Here is a 16,888-nt window from a genome sequence, read left to right on the forward strand (position 1 = left end):
GCGGCCGACTCTGACTCATTGATCATAGCTCACTGTTACCTATACTCACAATGAATGTGGTCCTGATATTGTTCCCGCATGACGACCCCAGATCCCGAGGGTGTGCTCGCCGAGCAGTTGCTGCGGCTGACCCGCCGGGTGCACCGCATCCAGAAGCGCCATCTCGAATGGCGTGATCTGGGGGTCACTCCCGCCCAGTCCCGCCTGCTGCGCACCCTCGCGCACTACGACTCTCCCCCGCGCATGGCCGACCTCGCCGAGCGCCTGGAGGTGGTGCCCCGTGCGGTGACGACACTGGTCGACGGTCTCGAGGCACACGGCAAGGTCCGCCGGGTCCCCGACCCGACCAATCGCAGGGTCACCCGGATCGAGCTGACGGACGAGGGCCGCGCCACTCTGGGCGAACTGCGCGGAGCGCGCCGCTCCGCCGCCGAGGAGATCCTCGCTCCGCTGACCGAGAAGGAGCGGCAGGTGCTCGGCGTCCTGCTGGACACCCTGGTGGACGGCGACACCACGAAGCGGTGAACGCCCCGCTCGGCCTCCCTCCGTCCCCCGCTTTCCTCGCGCCCTCGCTTCCCTCGCCCGCGCGCCCTTGATCTGCGCGTAGTCGGGCCGAGGGGCGTGGCCGGAACCTGGTGACGGGTCGGGCGACACGGGAAAAACCGTTTGAAATTCACCTCCACGCAAGGCGAACCTTTCACGGCTTGCCGCCACCTCCGGGTGTCGCAGCAGCCTGCCCCTCCCTGACACGAGCCACTGGGACGCCATGCAGATCCAAGACCTTCCGTACTCAGATCCCGGCGTACCGGATGCGCGTTCCGGCCCCCGCCTGCTGTGGTGGCTCGGCCGCAACCAGCTGGACGGGCAGTGCAAGGCACTGCTGTGGGGCGTGCTGCACTTCGTCTCCGTCTGCGCCCTCCCCTTCTGCGTGGGCGTCGCCGTCCAGGCGGCCGTCGACCGCTCCGCCACCCGGCTGGCCCTGACCGGCGGTCTGATGCTGCTGTGCGGCACGGGCATCGCGGTGGGCGACACCTTCCTGCACCGCGCGGCGGTCACCAACTGGATCACGGCCGCCGCCCGGCTCCAGCAACTCCTGGCCCGCAAGGCAGCGCACCTGGGCTCCGCGCTGACCCGGCGGGTAGCCGCGGGAGAGGTCGTGACCGTCTCGACGGGCGACGTCGAGAAGATCGGGTGGTTCGTCGAGGCGGTGTCCCGCTTCACCGCGGCCGCGATGACCGTCGTCGTGGTGTGTGTCGTGCTGGTCGTCTACCAGCCCGCACTCGGCGTGATCGTCGCCGCGGGCCTGCCGGTGGTCGCGCTCGCGGTACTGCCCCTGCTGCCCCGGGCCACCACCCGAGCCGACGTTCAGCGCGAGAAGGCCGGCCGCGCGACCGATCTCGCCTCGGACACCGTGGCCGGACTGCGGGTGCTGCGGGGCATCGGCGGCGAGGAACTGTTCCTGGACCGCTACCGCCGTGCCTCGCAGGAGGTGCGGCACGCCGCGGTGCGCAGCGCCCGGATGTGGTCGGTCATCTCTGCGCTTCAGGTGCTGCTGCCGGGTCTGCTGCTGATCGTGGTCGTCCTGCGCGGCGTCCAGCTGGCCCGCGAGGGGCGGATCACGGTCGGTGAACTCGTCACCGTCTACAGCGCGATCATGATCGTCAACTATCCGCTGCGGCACTTCGTCGAGATCGCCATGGCGTACTCCTTCTCCCGGCCCTCCGCGCAACGGGCCGCGCGGGTCCTGTCGTTGGGACGCCCCACGGACACCGACGGCTCGCGCGCGAGCCAGGTGCCGGACGGCGACCTGTTCGACCCGGCCACCGGCCTGCTCGCCCCGGCACACGCCTTCACCGCCGTGGTGTGCGGCGACCCGGACATGGCGGGTCGCCTCGCCGATCGTCTGGGCGGCCATCCCGCCGAGCCCGCCGTGTCGGTACTGCTCGGCGGAGTGCCACTGGACGAGCTTCCCCTCGAGCACGCCCGCACCGTCGTCCTGGTCCAGGACAAGGACCCGGTGCTGCTGTCCGGAACCCTGCGCGAACTGCTCGACGTACCCGCCTCCGGCACCGTCCGTGCCGAGGACGCGCTCTCGGCCGCCCAGTGCGCGGACGTACTGGACGCCCTGGTGCAGGGGTCGCTGGACGCCTCCGACCCGATGGACGCGCGGATCACCGAACGCGGACGCTCCCTGTCCGGCGGCCAGCGGCAGCGTCTCGCCCTGGCCCGTTCCCTCGTCGCGGACCCGGAGGTCCTGGTACTGGACGAACCGACCTCCGCCGTGGACTCGCACACCGAGGCGAGGATCGCGGACGGGCTGCGGCGACTGCGCTCGGGCCGTACGACCGTGATGCTCACCTCCTCCCCGCTGCTGCTGGACCGCGCGGACGGAGTCGTCTTCCTCCATGAGGGCGAGGTCGCGGCGACGGGCACCCACCGCGAGCTGATCGGCTCCGAGCCCCGGTACCGCGCCGTCGTCACACGGGAAACCGAGGACGAGCAGCGCAAAACCGAAGACGCCACCGGGCTGCCCTCCGAACGGGAAGAGTCAGCCACCACCGACGGAGCCGCTCTCCTGGGCGCTCTCGAACCGCTCGAAGAGATCGAGGAGAGCGCATGATCGGCGTAGCGCCACCGGCCTACGATCCGGCGGCCCCGACCACCGCCACGACCCTGCCCATCGGCGCGGCCGCGACCGTGCGCGATTACGTGGCGGAACTCTTCCGCCGTCATCGACGGGCCTTTCTGCTGCTCATCGCCGTCAACACGATCGCGGTGATCGCCTCCATGGTGGGGCCCTACCTGCTCGGAGGTCTGGTCGAACGCGTTGCCACCCGAGCCTCCAACCCCCATCTGGGGCTGACGATCGGGCTCTTCCTGCTCGCACTGGTCGTCCAGGCGCTCTTCACGCTGCAGGTGCGGCTTCGGGGCGCGATGCTCGGCGAGCGGATGCTGGCCGACCTGCGCGAGGACTTCTTGATCCGCTCGGTGCGGCTGCCGCCGGGCGTACTGGAGCGGGCCGGCACGGGCGACCTGCTCTCCCGCATCACCACCGACATCGACCGTCTGTCCAACGCCATGCGGGAGGCCGTTCCCGAGTTGGCGATCGGTGTCGTGTGGGCGCTTCTGCTGCTCGGCGGACTCGTCGTGACGGCCCCGCCACTCGCTGCCGCCATCCTGCTCGCGGTGCCGGTGCTGGTGGCCGGGTGCCGCTGGTACTTCAAGCGCGCCCCGTCCGGCTACCGCTCGGAATCCGCCGGGTACGCGGCCGTCGCCGCCGCCCTCGCGGAGACCGTGGACGCCGGGCGCACCATCGAGGCCCACCGCCTCGGCGCCCGCCGCATCGCCCTCTCGGACGAGCGGATCGCACAGTGGACGGCGTGGGAGAGGTACACGCTCTGGCTGCGCTCGGTGCTGTTCCCCGTGATCAGCGCCGTCCATGTCATCGTGCTGGGCTCCGTCCTGATGGTCGGCGGTGTCCTCGTCCTGCGGGGCTGGATGGACGTGGGGCAGTTGACCACGGGCGCGCTGATCGCCCAGATGCTGGTCGACCCGATCAACCTGATCCTGCGCTGGTACGACGAGGTGCAGGTCGCCCAGGTGTCGCTGGCCAGGCTCGTCGGAGTCCGGGACATCGAGCCGGACGCCGGTGACGCCTCGCTGGTACCGGACGGGCGGGACGTGGACGCGGGCGGGGTGCACTTCGGCTACCGCGAGGGCGTCGACGTGCTGCGCGCGGTGTCCCTTCGGGTCGCGCCGGGCACCCGGCTGGCCCTGGTCGGCCCGTCCGGCGCGGGCAAGTCCACACTGGGCAGGCTGCTCGCCGGTGTCTACGCGCCGCGGACCGGCCATGTCACCCTGGGCGGCGCGGAGCTGTCCGGGATGGCCGCCGAACGGGTCCGCGCGCACGTCGCCCTCGTCAACCAGGAGCACCACGTCTTCGTCGGCTCCCTGCGCGACAACCTCCTTCTGGCCCGCACCGAGGCGCGGGACGCCGAGCTGTGGGCGGCGCTGGGCGCGGTCGACGCGGACACCTGGGCACGCGCGCTGGACTCGGGGCTGGACACCGAGGTCGGTTCCGGAGGTCTGCCGCTGACCCCGGCGCAGGCCCAGCAGATCGCACTGGCGCGGCTGGTGCTGGCCGACCCGCACACACTGGTGCTGGACGAAGCGACCTCGCTCCTCGATCCACGCGCGGCACGCCATCTGGAACGTTCGCTGTCCCGCGTCCTCGACGGGCGCACGGTGATCGCCATCGCGCACCGGCTGCACACCGCCCACGACGCCGATGTGATCGCGGTCGTGGAGAACGGCCGCATCAGCGAGCTGGGCAGCCACGACGACCTGGTCGCTGCGGACGGCGCCTACGCAGCGCTCTGGCGATCCTGGCACGGATGAGGGGCGGCAGACCGGGCCCGGCCGGAGTGGAGCGAGGCGAGGGGGCCGGTGCCGCCTCTCCCCCACGGTGCGGCGTTGCCGTTGCGCGGTCCCGAATCGGGGTGGAAGGCTGGACGAAGGCACAGGGCCCGGAATCCGGGGGACGTTTTCCCGGCCGTCATGTGGGACAGCAGGGCCGTATGTGCCCATGGGCCCGCGCCGGTGATGACGGCGCCGGGTCGTGCTCAGCGGATGGAGGTTCACGTGAACAGCGCCGACGGATGGGGTGACGACGTTTACCAGCCCGGCACCGACGAGATCCAGGAGGACTCCGGTGTGCTCGACGTGGAGGACACGTTGGACACCGACGGTGTCGAAGACCCTCTCGACCGGGGCTGGTCCCCTCCCGAGCGGCCGTGGGCGGTCGAGCACGACGGCGTGACGGCGGCGGAACGCGCGGCCGGGGAGACGCTGGACCAGCGGCTCGCCGAGGAGCTGCCCGACGCGGCCGCCCCCGACGGCGACGGTCTCGGTGACTGCGACGGCACCGACGGTGAACTGCTCGACAACGAGGTCGGTCTCCGGCGTTCTGGCCGCCTGGTGGCACCCGACGAGGGCACCCACGAGGACGAGGAGAGCGCGCTCGTGGCCACCGACGTCGGCATCGACGGGGCGGCCGCCTCCGCCGAGGAGGCCGCCATGCACATCGTCGACGAGGACTCCCTTCCCGGCTGATCCGGAAGCCTCCCGCCCCACCGACTCGTGCGAGGAGCCGCCATGCAGGACAAGCAGCCCGCGTACCGTCCCGTCGTCTTCCGCGACCGCTCGGCGGGCTTCGCCTTCCTTACCCGGTCCACCGCGGTCAGCGACCAGACCATCGACTGGGACGACGGCGAGACCTACCCAGTGATCGACGTGGAGATCTCCTCCGAGAGCCACCCCTTCTACACCGGCAAGGCCCGCACTCTCGACAGCGAGGGGCGCATCGACCGGTACGAGCGCAGATACGGAGGGAAGCCCCCGGACGCGACCGCCTGACGGGAAGCGCCTCGTCAGATGAAGTTGAGGGCCGCCGCGCCGCCCACTCCCCCGAGCAGCATGAACACGGGCATGAGCACCCGCAGCTCGACCCAGCTGCCCGCCCGGAAGCGCAGCGGCTTCGGCGGCCCGATCGGGTACCAGCGCTTGCGGCCCACCGGGATCGGCCACAGGACGGGGCAGCCGGACACGGTCAGCGCGTCCCCGAGATCGTGGACCAGGGCGCCCAGCACGACCGGCAGGCCCAGCCACATGTACTCCTGGCCGGGGGCCGTGAACAGCCAGTCGGCACCCTGGCCCGGCTTGTCCAGCATTCCTGCCAGGATCCAGGCGCTGGTCGCCGCGAGCAGCCACACCAGCACATCGCTGCTGGAACCACGTGCCGCCCGCCAGAGCAGACCTTCGATGGCCAGCACCATGTGCACGAACAGGATGCCCAGGACGCCCCAGCGGCCACAGGTGATCGCCACCGCGGAGCTGCCCACCCCGATCAGAACCGCCCACAGCCAGGTGTGGGTGAGGGTGCGGTGACCACCCGACCGACGCGCGTCGCCCGGCTTCCGGGTCGCCTTGTAGACGGCGTACGACAGCTTGTCGACGATCTCGCAGATCCAGCGGGACACGGGTCCGAAGGCCCGCGAGATGGTGGCCGCCTTGTGGTCCAGGTCGGGGGCGAGCGCGGCACCCGCACAGACCAGGGCACCTACCAGGAGGACCGGCCAGGGCATCGGGTACCCGGAGGCCGCGGCGGCCGCTCCGACGCCCAGCCAGGCCGCGGCCCCCGACAGTGAGTGTGCTGGTCCCATCATGGCCGTGTCCCGCCCCATTCCTCGTGTGCCGCTGTCCAGTTGACCTGCGGTGCTGATGCTCCGTCGGCGACACAGCGTAGCCTCCATGATCTTGACGCCCGCAGCCGATTCCCCGGTTGACGGCATGGCCAGGCAAGATGGGGGCGTGACCCTCATCGATCAGCTGCCGCAGACCGCCGACCCCGACGCCCTGTACGAATCCTTCGAGTCGTGGGCCCAGGATCGCGGCCTCACCCTCTATCCCCACCAGGAAGAGGCGCTGATCGAGGTGGTGTCCGGGGCGAACGTGATCGTCTCGACGCCGACCGGTTCCGGTAAGAGCATGATCGCCGCCGGGGCGCACTTCGCGGCGCTGGCCCGCGACGAGGTCACCTTCTACACCGCTCCGATCAAGGCCCTGGTCTCGGAGAAGTTCTTCGAGCTGTGCAAGATCTTCGGCACCGAGAACGTGGGCATGCTGACCGGCGACGCCTCGGTGAACGCCGACGCGCCCGTGATCTGCTGCACGGCCGAGGTTCTGGCGTCCATCGCGCTGCGTGACGGCAAGGACGCGGACATCGGCCAGGTGGTGATGGACGAGTTCCATTTCTACGCTGAGGGCGACCGGGGCTGGGCCTGGCAGATTCCGCTGCTGGAGCTGCCGCAGGCGCAGTTCATCCTGATGTCGGCCACGCTCGGCGACGTGTCCTTCTTCGAGAAGGACCTCACCCGCCGTACCGGCCGCCCCACCGCCGTGGTCCGTTCGGCCACGCGCCCGGTACCGCTCTCCTACGAGTACCGGCTCACCCCGCTCACCGAGACGCTCACCGAGCTGCTGGAGACCCGGCAGGCTCCGGTGTACATCGTGCACTTCACGCAGGCGCAGGCCGTGGAACGGGCGCAGGCGCTGATGAGCATCAACATGTGCACGCGTGAGGAGAAGGACCGGATCGCCGAGCTGATCGGCAACTTCCGCTTCACCACCAAGTTCGGCCAGAACCTCTCCCGTTACGTACGGCACGGCATCGGCGTCCACCACGCGGGCATGCTGCCCAAGTACCGGCGCCTGGTGGAGAAGCTCGCCCAGGCCGGTCTGCTGAAGGTCATCTGCGGCACGGACACCCTCGGTGTGGGCGTCAACGTGCCCATCCGCACCGTGCTGTTCACGGCGCTGACCAAGTACGACGGGAACCGGGTACGCACCCTGCGGGCCCGCGAGTTCCACCAGATCGCGGGACGGGCCGGGCGCGCCGGCTTCGACACCGCCGGACTGGTCGTCGCACAGGCGCCCGAGCACGTCATCGAGAACGAGAAAGCCCTCGCCAAGGCGGGGGACGACGCCAAGAAGCGCCGCAAGGTGGTGCGCAAGAAGGCTCCGGAGGGCTTCGTCGGCTGGACGGAGAGCACCTTCGAGAAGCTGATCGCGGCCGATCCGGAGCCGCTGACCTCGCGGTTCAGGGTGACGCACACCATGCTGCTGTCGGTGATCGCCCGGCCCGGCAACGCCTTCGAGGCGATGCGGCACCTGCTGGAGGACAACCACGAGCCGCGCAGGCAGCAGCTGAGGCACATCCGCCGCGCGATCGCCATCTACCGTTCGCTGCTGGACGGCGGCATCGTCGAGAAGCTCGACGAGCCGGACGCCGAGGGCCGGATCGTGCGGCTCACGGTCGATCTCCAGTCGGACTTCGCGCTCAACCAGCCGCTGTCCACGTTCGCGCTCGCCGCCTTCGAACTCCTCGACCCCGAGTCGCCGTCCTACGCCCTCGACATGGTGTCCGTCGTCGAGTCCACCCTGGACGACCCGCGACAGATCCTCGCCGCCCAGCAGAACAAGGCGCGCGGTGAGGCCGTGGCCCTGATGAAGGCGGACGGCGTCGAGTACGAGGAGCGCATGGAGCGGCTCCAGGACATCACCTACCCCAAGCCGATGGAAGAGCTGCTCTTCCACGCCTACGACACGTACCGCAAGAGCCACCCCTGGGTCGGCGACCACCCGCTGTCGCCGAAGTCGGTCGTCCGCGACATGTACGAGCGGGCCCTGTCCTTCACGGAGCTGGTGTCCCTCTACGAGCTGGCCCGCACCGAGGGCATCGTCCTGCGCTACCTGGCCGGCGCCTACAAGGCTCTCGATCACACCATCCCGGACGACCTGAAGTCCGAGGACCTGCAGGATCTGATCGAGTGGCTCGGTGAGATGGTCCGCCAGGTGGACTCCAGCCTTCTGGACGAGTGGGAGCAGCTGGCCAACCCCGAGGTGATGACCGCCGAGGAGGCCCAGGAGAAGGCCGACGAGGTGAAGCCCGTCACCACCAACGCCCGCGCCTTCCGCGTGCTGGTCCGCAACGCCCTCTTCCGCCGCGTGGAGCTGGCCGCACTCGACCAGGTCGACGAACTCGGCGAGATGGACGCCGAGTCCGGCTGGGACGCGGACGCGTGGGGCGAGGCCATGGACAAGTACTGGGACGAGTACGAGGACCTCGGCACCGGCCCCGACGCCCGCGGTCCCAAGCTGCTGGTGATCAAGGAGGAGCCGCAGAACGGTCTGTGGCGCGTCCGCCAGATCTTCGACGACCCCGATGATGACCACGACTGGGGCATCAGCGCGGAAGTCGATCTCGCCGCTTCCGACGCGGAGGGCCGTGCGGTCGTCCGTGTCACCGATGTCGGCCAGTTGTGAACACAGGAGAAACCCACCGATGACGAATCCGGCCGAGAGCCTGGTCGATCTGCTCGACCTGGAGCAGATCGAGGTCAACATCTTCCGCGGCCGAAGCCCGCAGGAGTCCCTCCAGAGGGTCTTCGGCGGCCAGGTGGCGGGCCAGGCGCTGGTCGCCGCGGGGCGCACCACGGAAGGTGACCGCCCCGTGCACTCGCTGCACGCGTACTTCCTGCGTCCGGGCCGCCCAGGCGTGCCGATCGTGTACCAGGTGGAGCGCGTCCGTGACGGACGCTCGTTCACCACGCGGCGCGTCACGGCGGTGCAGCAGGGCCGCACGATCTTCAATCTGACCGCCTCCTTTCACAAGCCTGAGGAAGGACCGTTCGAGCACCAGCTGCCTCCGGCCCGTGTGGTGCCGGACCCCGAGTCGCTGCCGCCGGTGGCCGAGGAGATCCGGAAGCACCTGGGCGCGCTGCCCGAGCAGTTGGAGCTGATGGCGCGCCGCCAGCCCTTCGACATCCGCTATGTCGACCGGCTGCGCTGGAACGCCGACGACATCGACGGCGCCGAGCCGCGCAGCGCCGTGTGGATGCGGGCGGTGGGACCGCTCGGTGACGACCCGCTGGTCCACACCTGCGCGCTGACCTACGCCAGCGACATGACCCTGCTGGACGCGGTCCGCATTCCGATCGAGCCGCTCTGGGGTCAGCGGAACTTCGACATGGCGTCGCTGGACCACGCCATGTGGTTCCACCGTCCCTTCCGCGCCGACGAGTGGTTCCTCTACGACCAGGAGTCCCCGATCGCCATCGGCGGCCGTGGCCTGGCCCGCGGGCGCATCTACGACGTGCACGGGCAACTGCTGGTGTCGGTCGTCCAGGAGGGTCTGTTCAGGTCCCTCTAGCGTGACGTCCGGTCAGCGCGCTCCGAGGAGTTCTGCGGCACAGCCAGGTCAGCAGCCCTCGGGGCGGTCGCGGCACGTCCGATGCGGGCGTGTGTCCGCCGTGGGCGACCGGCCGAGGGGTCGGTTCGTCGGAGCGGACGGGCGCTGCGGCGGTGTCGCTCGCCGCTGCCGGTGCGGGAGTTCGCGGCACTGGCGCTGTGGGCAGTCGCCGTACGCGCGCCCTTCGCGTCGTGTGATCGCGTGGGCCAGGTGCTGGTGACGAGACGTGCGGCGGCACGCGTGTCGCCTCCAGTTGTCGGGACAGGTCCGCGCTCAATCAGGCGATCTCGTCCGCTTCCCGCGCGGTCATGATCTCCTCGCCGAGCAGCGCGGAGGGGGACCCGGGGGCGCCGTGGTCGGGCAGGGCGGGCCGGAGCCGATTCAATCGAGCGCGTTCATAGGGACTCTTGACGATCCCCGCGATCTCGGCCTCCGGCAGGAAGGCGGCGATGGCTCCGGCTCGCGTCCACGGGTCCTCGGCTTGGCGCAGCAGGAATCCGAGATGACGTCCCCGCCAGTTGCGCGGGCGCAGATCGAGCCCGGCCATCAGCTGGCTCCTGAGTGTCTCGGGCGTCCTGCCCCTGATCAGTTCGGCGTGGTCGTCGTCCGCCGCGAACTGCCTGAGTTCCTCGGCCAGATAGAGCCACACCACGGCCCGGTACCGGTTGAGGTAGAAGTGCACGGGCACCAGCAGCCCCAGCCGGGCAAGCCGGGCGAACCTGCCGTCGGAGACACCCATGAGGGAGGCGCCCTCCTTGGTGCCCACGATCCGCACCCGCGCCCGGAGCGTCTCGGGAAAACCCTTCTGCGCCTGGAGGCGGGCGATCTCCGCCCAGTCGACTCGGCGGCCCCCGCCTCCCTCGTCGGGCACGGTGCGGATGCGGCCGAGTTGGACGGCCAGGTCGAACTCGTAGCGCTTGAGACCCAGTTCTCGAGCCGCGCGGCTCGGCGCGCAACGCGCGGGGCGTTCTGGGGTCAGGGTGGTCACGGACGCGATGGTGATTCCCGGCATGGCATGCTCCCCCGTGGAGTCCGACTCACGCCCTGTGCGTTAGCCGTGCACACACCGTAGCCGGAGCCGCGCACTCCGTGCCGAGCCTGTGGATAACTCTCCGGGCTCCGCTGATCCGCAGGTCAGAGCTCGGATACCGGAGTGTGTTCGGGCTGCCGGGCATTCACCCCGAGGTGTTCGCCGACCCGGTTCACAAGCAGCGTCATCTCGTAGGCGATCTGGCCGATGTCCGCCTCCGCACCGCTCAGCAGGCACAGGCAGCTGCTGGGTCCGGCGGCGGTGACGAACAGTACGGCGTCGTCGTACTCGATCATGGTCTGGCGGACGCGGCCCGCGCCGAAGTGGCGTCCCGAGCCCTTGGCCAGGCTGTGCAGTCCGGAGGACACCGCCGCCAGATGCTCCGCGTCCTCGCGCCGTAGTCCGGTGCTCGCCCCGGTGACCAGTCCGTCGTTCGAGAGCACCAGCGCGTGCCGCACGTGATCCACGCGCTGGGTGAGATCGTCCAGGAGCCATCCCAGTCCCTGGTTCTGCGCCATGTTCCGTCTCCCCGTGTGGCCTCTCCCCCTGGCTGGAGGAGCTTTCCGCAAGCCTTCCCCACCTCCGGCGTCCGGGCAAGCAGGATGGGCGTATGGCACACAAGATGACCGACGAGGAATGGCGGGCGTTCGTCTCGGACGGCACCCGGACCGGCAAGCTGGCGACCGTAAGGGCCGATGGAAGCCCTCATATCGCCCCGATCTGGTTCCTGCTCGACGGTGACGAGCTGGTCTTCAACACCGGTGAGGAGACAGTGAAAGGGCGCAATCTCGCCCGTGACCCACGAGTCGCGCTCTGCGTGGACGACGACCGGCCGCCGTTCTCGTTCGTGGTGCTGAACGGCCAGGCCCGTCTGTCCGAGGATCTGGACGACATCCGCCGGTGGGCGACCCGGATCGCCGCGCGGTACATGGGCGAGGACCGCGCCGAGGAGTTCGGCGCCCGCAACGGCGTTCCGGGTGAACTGCTGGTGAGGGTGCACATCGACCACGTGGTCGCCGTGCAGGACCTCGCGGACTGAGGCGGGCTCAGCTCACCGAGTCGAGAAGCCGGGCGGTGTGCATGCGCCCGGCGTACTCGACGAGGCGGATCAGGACTTCCTTGCCGGAGTCGCGGTCGCGGGCGTCGCAGAGCACCACGGGTGTCCCTTGGTCCAGGTCGAGGGCGCGCGAGACGTCAAGAGCACCGTAGGGGCGTGCGCCGGGGAAGCAGTTGACGGCGACGACGAACGGAATGCGCCGGTGCTCGAAGTAGTCGACCGCCGGGAAGCAGTCCTCCAGTCGGCGGGTGTCGGCGAGGACCACGGCGCCGAGGGCTCCTTGCGAGAGTTCGTCCCAGATGAACCAGAAGCGGTCTTGTCCCGGCGTCCCGAACAGGTACAGGGCGAGGCCGGAGCGGATGGTGATGCGGCCGAAGTCCATGGCCACGGTCGTGGTGACCTTGTGGTCCACGCCGTCGGTGTCGTCGACCAGCTGGCCCGCCTCGCTGAGCAGTTCCTCGGTGCGCAGGGGCCGGATCTCGCTGACGGAGCCGACCAGGGTGGTCTTGCCGACACCGAATCCCCCCGCCACCAGTATCTTCAGCGCCAGGGCGGAGATGTCGTCGGCGGCTTCGACGTGCTCAGAGGCCATGATCACTTCTCTCGGGAGGGCCGGCTGCGGTCGACGTGTTCGGGGCGTGAGGTCAGCATCATGACAACTTCGACACCGCCTCGGGGGTTCGGACTGAAAAGCACCAGATGTGACCGACTTCCGGCCGGTTGACCACCGGAAGCATGCGGAACGGCGATCAAAGAGGCGCCGGGTCGGTCGTGAACGTTCATCTACAGGGCCCGCAGCCCTTCGATGACCTCGCGCAGAATCCGCTCGTCCGGCAGTTGGGCCGGTGGTACCGGGCGGCTGACGGTGACGCGGCCCAGTTCCAGCAGGTCGCCCAGGAGCACTCGGACCACTCCCACGGGGAGGTCCGCGTCCGCAGCGAGTTCCGCGACCGACTGTGTCTCGGTGCGGCACAGCTCGATCAGGGTCCGGTGTTCCGGACCGAGCGCGCTGTCCTCGTCCGTGCCGGGTGCGGCGGGATCGAGGGTGACGAGGGCGATGAGGTCGAAGGGGACTCCGGTGGGGCCTGGCTGGGTGCGCCCGCCGGTCATGGCGTAGGGGCGCACCAGTGGCCCCGCCTCGCCGTCGTACCACTGGCTGCCCTCGTCCCGGAGGTCGCCCGGCGGGTTCTCGGTCATCCGTTCCGGCCTTCCCGGTCAGCCTGCCGCAGGCGGCCGTGAGGCGACGCGCGGTGCGGTGTAGAGGTGTTCGCCCACGCGCCTGACCAGGCGTGCCATCTCGTAGGCGACCAGGCCGATGTCGGCGGTCGCCGCCGTGAGGACGGCGAGACAGGACCCGTCCCCCGCGGAGACCACGAAGAGGAAGGCGTCGTCCAGCTCCACCATGGTCTGACGGACGCCGCCCGCGCCGAAGTGGCGTCCCGTGCCCTTGGCCAGGCTGTTGAAACCCGAGGCCACGGCGGCGAGGTGTTCGGCGTCGTCGCGGCCGAGGCCGGTGGAGGCTCCGACCGCGAGGCCGTCGTTGGACAGCACGACGGCGTGACGTACCTCGCCCACTCTCCTGACCAGGTCGTCCAGGAGCCAGTCGAGTTCGCCGGATCGCTGGTTCACGGTCGTGTTCGGCTCCTGGATCATGCCGGTTCTCCTTCGGTGCTGTCGCTGCCCGTGATGGGCGCTGCTGCGAGGCGGCCGGGGCGGCGACCGCCACCGCGTACCCAGCCGTCGCGGTAGGCCGCCATGCGGTCCCGCACAACTTCGGGGGTCCGCTCCTCGTCCTCAAGGGGTTCGGGTTCCGCCGCCGGTTCGGCCGGGCGCTCCTTGCGGAGCTGAGGTGCCAGGCTGGCCTGGCGCACGCGGCGTGGAAGATCGTCCGAGGACTCGGAGTCGGTCGGCGGACGGTGGGGCCTCAAGGTGCTGACTCCGGGCGGCGGTGTGTCGGGGACGGGTTCGGCGGGCGGTGGCACGGTGGCGGCCAGGGCGGGCCGCTCGGCCTGCGTGGTCACCACGGCCGGGATTGGCACGGGAGCGTCGGGCACGCGCGCGTACTCGCGTTCCGGCTCTCGTTCGACCGGGGGTTCCGCCACGGGCTGCTCCGAAGTGCCCTGGTGCACCAGGGCGGTCGGCAGGAGCACGACGGCGGTGGTGCCGCCGTACGGGGAGGTGCGCAGGTGCACCTTGATGCCTTGGCGGGCCGCGAGTCTGCTGACCACGAAGAGGCCTAGGCGGTCGCTGTCGAAGAGGTCGAGGGCCTCGGACTGCTCGATGCGCCGGTTGGCCTCCACGAGGGTTTCGGCGCTCATGCCGAGGCCCCGGTCCTCGACTTCGAGGACGTAGCCGTTGCCGACCGGTTCGCCGGACACGCGCACGCGCGTGTGGGGCGGCGAGAACTGGGCGGCGTTCTCGACCAGTTCCGCGAGCAGGTGGGTGAGGTCGGCGACGGCCGCCCCGATGACGGCTGCCTCCGGGAGCTGGCGGACCTCGACGCGCGCGTAGTCCTCGATCTCGGAGACCGCCGCGCGGACGACATTGGTCAGGGACACCGGCATCCGCCAGGCCCGGCCGGGTGCCGCCCCGGAAAGGATGATCAGACTTTCGGCGTGGCGCCGCATACGTGTGGTGAGGTGGTCGAGCCGGAACAGGTCACTCAACTCGTTCGGGTCGTCGGAACGGCGCTCCATGCTGTCGAGCAGGCTGAGCTGACGATGGACCAGTACCTGACTGCGGCGGGCGAGGTTGACGAAGACGCCGGAGATGCCGCTGGCGAGTTCGGCGCGTTCCACCGCGGCGTGCAGGGCGGCCCGGTGCACGGTCGTCAGGGCCTCCGCCACCTGCCCGGTCTCGTCCTCCGCGGGCGGTCCTGCGGGCGCCTCGGCGCGGATGTCGATGTCGGCGCCCGCGCGGAGTTTCCGCATGGCCGCCGGGAGTTTACGGCGGGCGATGTCCAGAGCGTCGTTGCGCAGACTCACCAGCTCGACCACGAGCGTGCGTCCGATCCGGACCGAGATCACGAGCGAGGCGACGACTGCGGCCAGGCCGAAGAGCACGGCGGCACCGGCCGGGCTCAGCAGCCCGTGCGTGAAGGGGTCCGCGCGGCCCGCGACCGCCCGGCTCGTGTCCGCCGCGATGGTGCTCATGTCCGCCTGCACGCGCGCGTGGGCGGTGGCCCAGGCCGAACCGGGCGCCGTGTCGGCCGCCTTGGCGCCGGAGCCCGCGGCGAGGACGCGGTCCTCGGTGGCGGTGAGGGCGAGGTAGGCGCTGCCGTGGGCGACACGGTTCCAGGCGGCGCGCTGGGCGGCGGGCAGGTCGGCGACGGCGACCTGGGTGAGGGCGCGCCGGTTGGCGACGGCGCCGTCCAGCAGCCGGAGCCGCGGGCCGCCAAGCTCGTCGCCGGGGCCCGTGCTCGCGAGGACGGCGTTCTCCTGGGCCAGTGCTTCAGCTGCTCGGGAGAATTCGAGCAACACACGCGCGTCGGAGCCGACATCGGCCCGCTGGATGCCGGAGAGGGCACCGTCCACCGCGAACGCGGCGTCGATGGTCCGGGAGTACCGGTCGTACGCCTTCGCCCAGTCCGCCTGGCGGCTGAGCACGGCGGCACGCACCGTGCGGAGCTGCTCGGCGCCGCCGACGAAGGTCTCCAGGCGGCTGCCTACTCCGGCGGGGAGCTGCTGCCCGGCGGCGACGGTGCTGTCGTCGCCGAGTCGCAGTTCGGACACCGCGCGGTCGGTGGTGGCCGCGAGGCCGCGGAGGTCGTTCCCGCGTGCCGCGTCCGGTTCGGCGGCGTACCGCACGGCGGCGGCGCGTTCCGCTTGCAGGGCGGCGACGGCGACCGCGACAGGGGTGCGCAGTTCGGCGTCGACGCGCTGGGACTCGCGCAGTCCGGAGACGTCCTGGGCGGTGGTCACGGTGGCGTAGGCCCACAGCGCGAGGAGGGAGACCACCGGCACCATGAGGAGGCAGACCACCTTGGCGCGCACGGTCCGGGGGCGCATGTGCCAGCGGCCCGCGCGCGTGGGCGCGTAGTCCGGCGACATGTCGAGGTACGGGTCCGGTCCCTCGTCGGCCGGTGGCCCGGCATGCGCGCGTCGGCCGCGTAGCGGGGTCGGGGACTGCGCCGGTGGTCCGGCCTTGGGAGTGCTACGGGGTGGGCGCATGGCCTCCTCGCTCGGGCAGTGGGTCAAGGGCTCTGGGTGCCGGGCTTCCGTCAGCGGGCGGCGCCCTCGACGGGCTGTTGGGCCGTGGCGGACGCCTGGCGCTCGTCCGCCGTGGGCGAGAGGGCGACGAAGGCCGAGGTGATGAAGAGGTAGGAGCCGAGGCCCACGGCGAGCGGGAAGATGAACTGCATGGCCGTGGCTCCCGGCAGGGTCGCGCCCGAGGGGCTGACGTGGACGCTGACCGCGAACATGCCGCTGTAGTGCATGCTGCTGACGGCCGCCCCCATGACGAGGGAGGCGAGCGTGACCGCGAGCGGGGACTTGATGTTGAGGCCCGCCCAGAGCGCGGCCGTGGCGGCCACCACCGCGATCACGATCGACAGGCCGACGAGGACGGGATCGTAGGTCACGTCCCCGTGCAGCCGGACCGCGGCCATGCCCAGGTAGTGCATGCTGGCGACGCCGAGGCCGGTGGTGAGGCCGCCGATCAGGAGGGCGCGGTTACGGTCCTTGCTGTAGCCGACGGCGAAGACGCCCGCGCACACGACGACCATGGCGACGACGAGGCTCAGGATGGTCAGCGGCACGTCGTAGCGGATGTCGGTGCCGCTGACGCGGAAGCCGAGCATGGCCACGAAGTGCATGGTCCAGATGCCGGTCCCGATCGCCGAAGCGGCGGTGATCAGCCAGTTGCGCCGGGCCCGGCCGGTCGTGGCCAGCGCGCGCACGGTGCAGCGCAGGCCGAGTGCGGCGCCGATGCAGGCCATCGCATACGAGAGCGTCGGGGTCAGCCAGCCGAAGGCCGCGTGGTCAAGGTGTCCCAT

The 16,888-nt window shown here is 70.8% G+C and carries 16 protein-coding genes; 8 read left to right on the forward strand and 8 right to left on the reverse strand.

All coding sequences use genetic code 11. The annotated features are described in order from the left end of the window. Positions 1–78 precede the first annotated feature (78 nt). The 5 genes from ACI2LY_RS21275 (at position 79) to ACI2LY_RS21295 (ending at position 5,415) form a co-directional block, all read left to right on the forward strand. The gene (locus ACI2LY_RS21275; RefSeq protein WP_393910882.1) at positions 79–525 is read left to right on the forward strand and encodes a MarR family winged helix-turn-helix transcriptional regulator; all 447 of its coding nucleotides are present in this window, start codon (positions 79–81) and stop codon (positions 523–525) included. Positions 526–766: 241 nt separating this feature from the next. Continuing rightward, positions 767–2,620, forward strand: coding sequence for an ABC transporter transmembrane domain-containing protein (locus ACI2LY_RS21280; protein ID WP_404708520.1), 1,854 nt, complete (start codon positions 767–769; stop codon positions 2,618–2,620). Beyond that, entirely contained in the window at positions 2,617–4,398 is a 1,782-nt protein-coding gene (locus tag ACI2LY_RS21285) for an ABC transporter ATP-binding protein (protein WP_404708521.1), read from the forward strand. The genes ACI2LY_RS21280 and ACI2LY_RS21285 overlap by 4 nt, the downstream gene beginning before the upstream one ends. Positions 4,399–4,641: 243 nt before the next feature. Continuing rightward, positions 4,642–5,112 (forward strand): DUF5709 domain-containing protein, encoded by a 471-nt coding sequence (locus ACI2LY_RS21290; protein ID WP_404708522.1) that lies wholly within the window; start codon positions 4,642–4,644, stop codon positions 5,110–5,112. A gap of 42 nt (positions 5,113–5,154) precedes the next feature. Continuing rightward, complete coding sequence (locus tag ACI2LY_RS21295) at positions 5,155–5,415, forward strand: type B 50S ribosomal protein L31 (RefSeq protein WP_404708523.1); 261 nt, start codon at positions 5,155–5,157, stop codon at positions 5,413–5,415. 14 nt (positions 5,416–5,429) lie between these two features. Here ACI2LY_RS21295 and ACI2LY_RS21300 read toward each other — a convergent pair whose 3' ends face one another. After that, positions 5,430–6,224, reverse strand: coding sequence for a metal-dependent hydrolase (locus ACI2LY_RS21300; RefSeq protein ID WP_404708524.1), 795 nt, complete (start codon positions 6,222–6,224; stop codon positions 5,430–5,432). Between the two features lie 145 nt (positions 6,225–6,369). On the opposite strand from ACI2LY_RS21300, the gene ACI2LY_RS21305 reads away from it, so the two are divergent. Together ACI2LY_RS21305 and ACI2LY_RS21310 are read left to right on the forward strand one after the other, a co-directional pair. Then, positions 6,370–8,883 carry a DEAD/DEAH box helicase gene (locus tag ACI2LY_RS21305; RefSeq protein WP_404708525.1) on the forward strand — a complete coding sequence of 838 codons (2,514 nt, stop codon included), beginning with the start codon at positions 6,370–6,372 and terminating at the stop codon, positions 8,881–8,883. A gap of 19 nt (positions 8,884–8,902) precedes the next feature. Further along, the gene (locus ACI2LY_RS21310; protein WP_135786954.1) at positions 8,903–9,769 is read left to right on the forward strand and encodes an acyl-CoA thioesterase II; all 867 of its coding nucleotides are present in this window, start codon (positions 8,903–8,905) and stop codon (positions 9,767–9,769) included. 316 nt (positions 9,770–10,085) lie between these two features. Here ACI2LY_RS21310 and ACI2LY_RS21315 read toward each other — a convergent pair whose 3' ends face one another. Together ACI2LY_RS21315 and ACI2LY_RS21320 are read right to left on the reverse strand one after the other, a co-directional pair. Then, positions 10,086–10,820: a DUF6397 family protein gene (locus tag ACI2LY_RS21315; protein ID WP_404708526.1), complete on the reverse strand. Its 735-nt coding sequence runs from the start codon at positions 10,818–10,820 to the stop codon at positions 10,086–10,088. Between the two features lie 122 nt (positions 10,821–10,942). Continuing rightward, positions 10,943–11,356: a roadblock/LC7 domain-containing protein gene (locus ACI2LY_RS21320; RefSeq protein WP_161150532.1), complete on the reverse strand. Its 414-nt coding sequence runs from the start codon at positions 11,354–11,356 to the stop codon at positions 10,943–10,945. 92 nt (positions 11,357–11,448) lie between these two features. Here ACI2LY_RS21320 and ACI2LY_RS21325 point away from each other — a divergent pair, with 92 nt between their 5' ends. After that, positions 11,449–11,877, forward strand: a complete 429-nt coding sequence (locus tag ACI2LY_RS21325) for a PPOX class F420-dependent oxidoreductase (protein WP_388998835.1) — start codon at positions 11,449–11,451, stop codon at positions 11,875–11,877. A gap of 7 nt (positions 11,878–11,884) precedes the next feature. Here ACI2LY_RS21325 and ACI2LY_RS21330 read toward each other — a convergent pair whose 3' ends face one another. From ACI2LY_RS21330 to ACI2LY_RS21350, 5 genes are all read right to left on the reverse strand, one after another. After that, positions 11,885–12,487, reverse strand: a complete 603-nt coding sequence (locus ACI2LY_RS21330; protein ID WP_393593258.1) for an ATP/GTP-binding protein — start codon at positions 12,485–12,487, stop codon at positions 11,885–11,887. A gap of 191 nt (positions 12,488–12,678) precedes the next feature. After that, on the reverse strand, positions 12,679–13,092 hold the full coding sequence (locus ACI2LY_RS21335; RefSeq protein ID WP_404708527.1) for a DUF742 domain-containing protein: 414 nt from the start codon (positions 13,090–13,092) through the stop codon (positions 12,679–12,681). Positions 13,093–13,110: 18 nt separating this feature from the next. Next, positions 13,111–13,548 (reverse strand): roadblock/LC7 domain-containing protein, encoded by a 438-nt coding sequence (locus tag ACI2LY_RS21340; RefSeq protein ID WP_388998844.1) that lies wholly within the window; start codon positions 13,546–13,548, stop codon positions 13,111–13,113. After that, positions 13,545–16,064 (reverse strand): nitrate- and nitrite sensing domain-containing protein, encoded by a 2,520-nt coding sequence (locus ACI2LY_RS21345; protein WP_404708528.1) that lies wholly within the window; start codon positions 16,062–16,064, stop codon positions 13,545–13,547. The genes ACI2LY_RS21340 and ACI2LY_RS21345 overlap by 4 nt, the downstream gene beginning before the upstream one ends. A 50-nt stretch (positions 16,065–16,114) precedes the next feature. Then, positions 16,115–16,888, reverse strand: a complete 774-nt coding sequence (locus ACI2LY_RS21350) for an MHYT domain-containing protein (protein ID WP_404708529.1) — start codon at positions 16,886–16,888, stop codon at positions 16,115–16,117.

The organism is Streptomyces sp. NPDC002176, assembly GCF_044903645.1.
Taxonomy (GTDB): domain Bacteria; phylum Actinomycetota; class Actinomycetes; order Streptomycetales; family Streptomycetaceae; genus Streptomyces.

What these genes read in the sequence shown, in the direction of transcription:
- ACI2LY_RS21275 (WP_393910882.1), top strand. Translation starts at nt 79, where the DNA reads ATGACGACCCCAGATCCCGAGGGTGTGCTCGCCGAGCAGTTGCTGCGG.
- ACI2LY_RS21280 (WP_404708520.1), top strand. Translation starts at nt 767, where the DNA reads ATGCAGATCCAAGACCTTCCGTACTCAGATCCCGGCGTACCGGATGCG.
- ACI2LY_RS21285 (WP_404708521.1), top strand. Translation starts at nt 2,617, where the DNA reads ATGATCGGCGTAGCGCCACCGGCCTACGATCCGGCGGCCCCGACCACC.
- ACI2LY_RS21295 (WP_404708523.1), top strand. Translation starts at nt 5,155, where the DNA reads ATGCAGGACAAGCAGCCCGCGTACCGTCCCGTCGTCTTCCGCGACCGC.
- ACI2LY_RS21300 (WP_404708524.1), bottom strand. Translation starts at nt 6,224, where the DNA reads ATGATGGGACCAGCACACTCACTGTCGGGGGCCGCGGCCTGGCTGGGC.
- ACI2LY_RS21310 (WP_135786954.1), top strand. Translation starts at nt 8,903, where the DNA reads ATGACGAATCCGGCCGAGAGCCTGGTCGATCTGCTCGACCTGGAGCAG.
- ACI2LY_RS21315 (WP_404708526.1), bottom strand. Translation starts at nt 10,820, where the DNA reads ATGCCGGGAATCACCATCGCGTCCGTGACCACCCTGACCCCAGAACGC.
- ACI2LY_RS21320 (WP_161150532.1), bottom strand. Translation starts at nt 11,356, where the DNA reads ATGGCGCAGAACCAGGGACTGGGATGGCTCCTGGACGATCTCACCCAG.
- ACI2LY_RS21325 (WP_388998835.1), top strand. Translation starts at nt 11,449, where the DNA reads ATGGCACACAAGATGACCGACGAGGAATGGCGGGCGTTCGTCTCGGAC.
- ACI2LY_RS21330 (WP_393593258.1), bottom strand. Translation starts at nt 12,487, where the DNA reads ATGGCCTCTGAGCACGTCGAAGCCGCCGACGACATCTCCGCCCTGGCG.
- ACI2LY_RS21335 (WP_404708527.1), bottom strand. Translation starts at nt 13,092, where the DNA reads ATGACCGAGAACCCGCCGGGCGACCTCCGGGACGAGGGCAGCCAGTGG.
- ACI2LY_RS21340 (WP_388998844.1), bottom strand. Translation starts at nt 13,548, where the DNA reads ATGATCCAGGAGCCGAACACGACCGTGAACCAGCGATCCGGCGAACTC.
- ACI2LY_RS21345 (WP_404708528.1), bottom strand. Translation starts at nt 16,064, where the DNA reads ATGCGCCCACCCCGTAGCACTCCCAAGGCCGGACCACCGGCGCAGTCC.
- ACI2LY_RS21350 (WP_404708529.1), bottom strand. Translation starts at nt 16,888, where the DNA reads ATGGGACACCTTGACCACGCGGCCTTCGGCTGGCTGACCCCGACGCTC.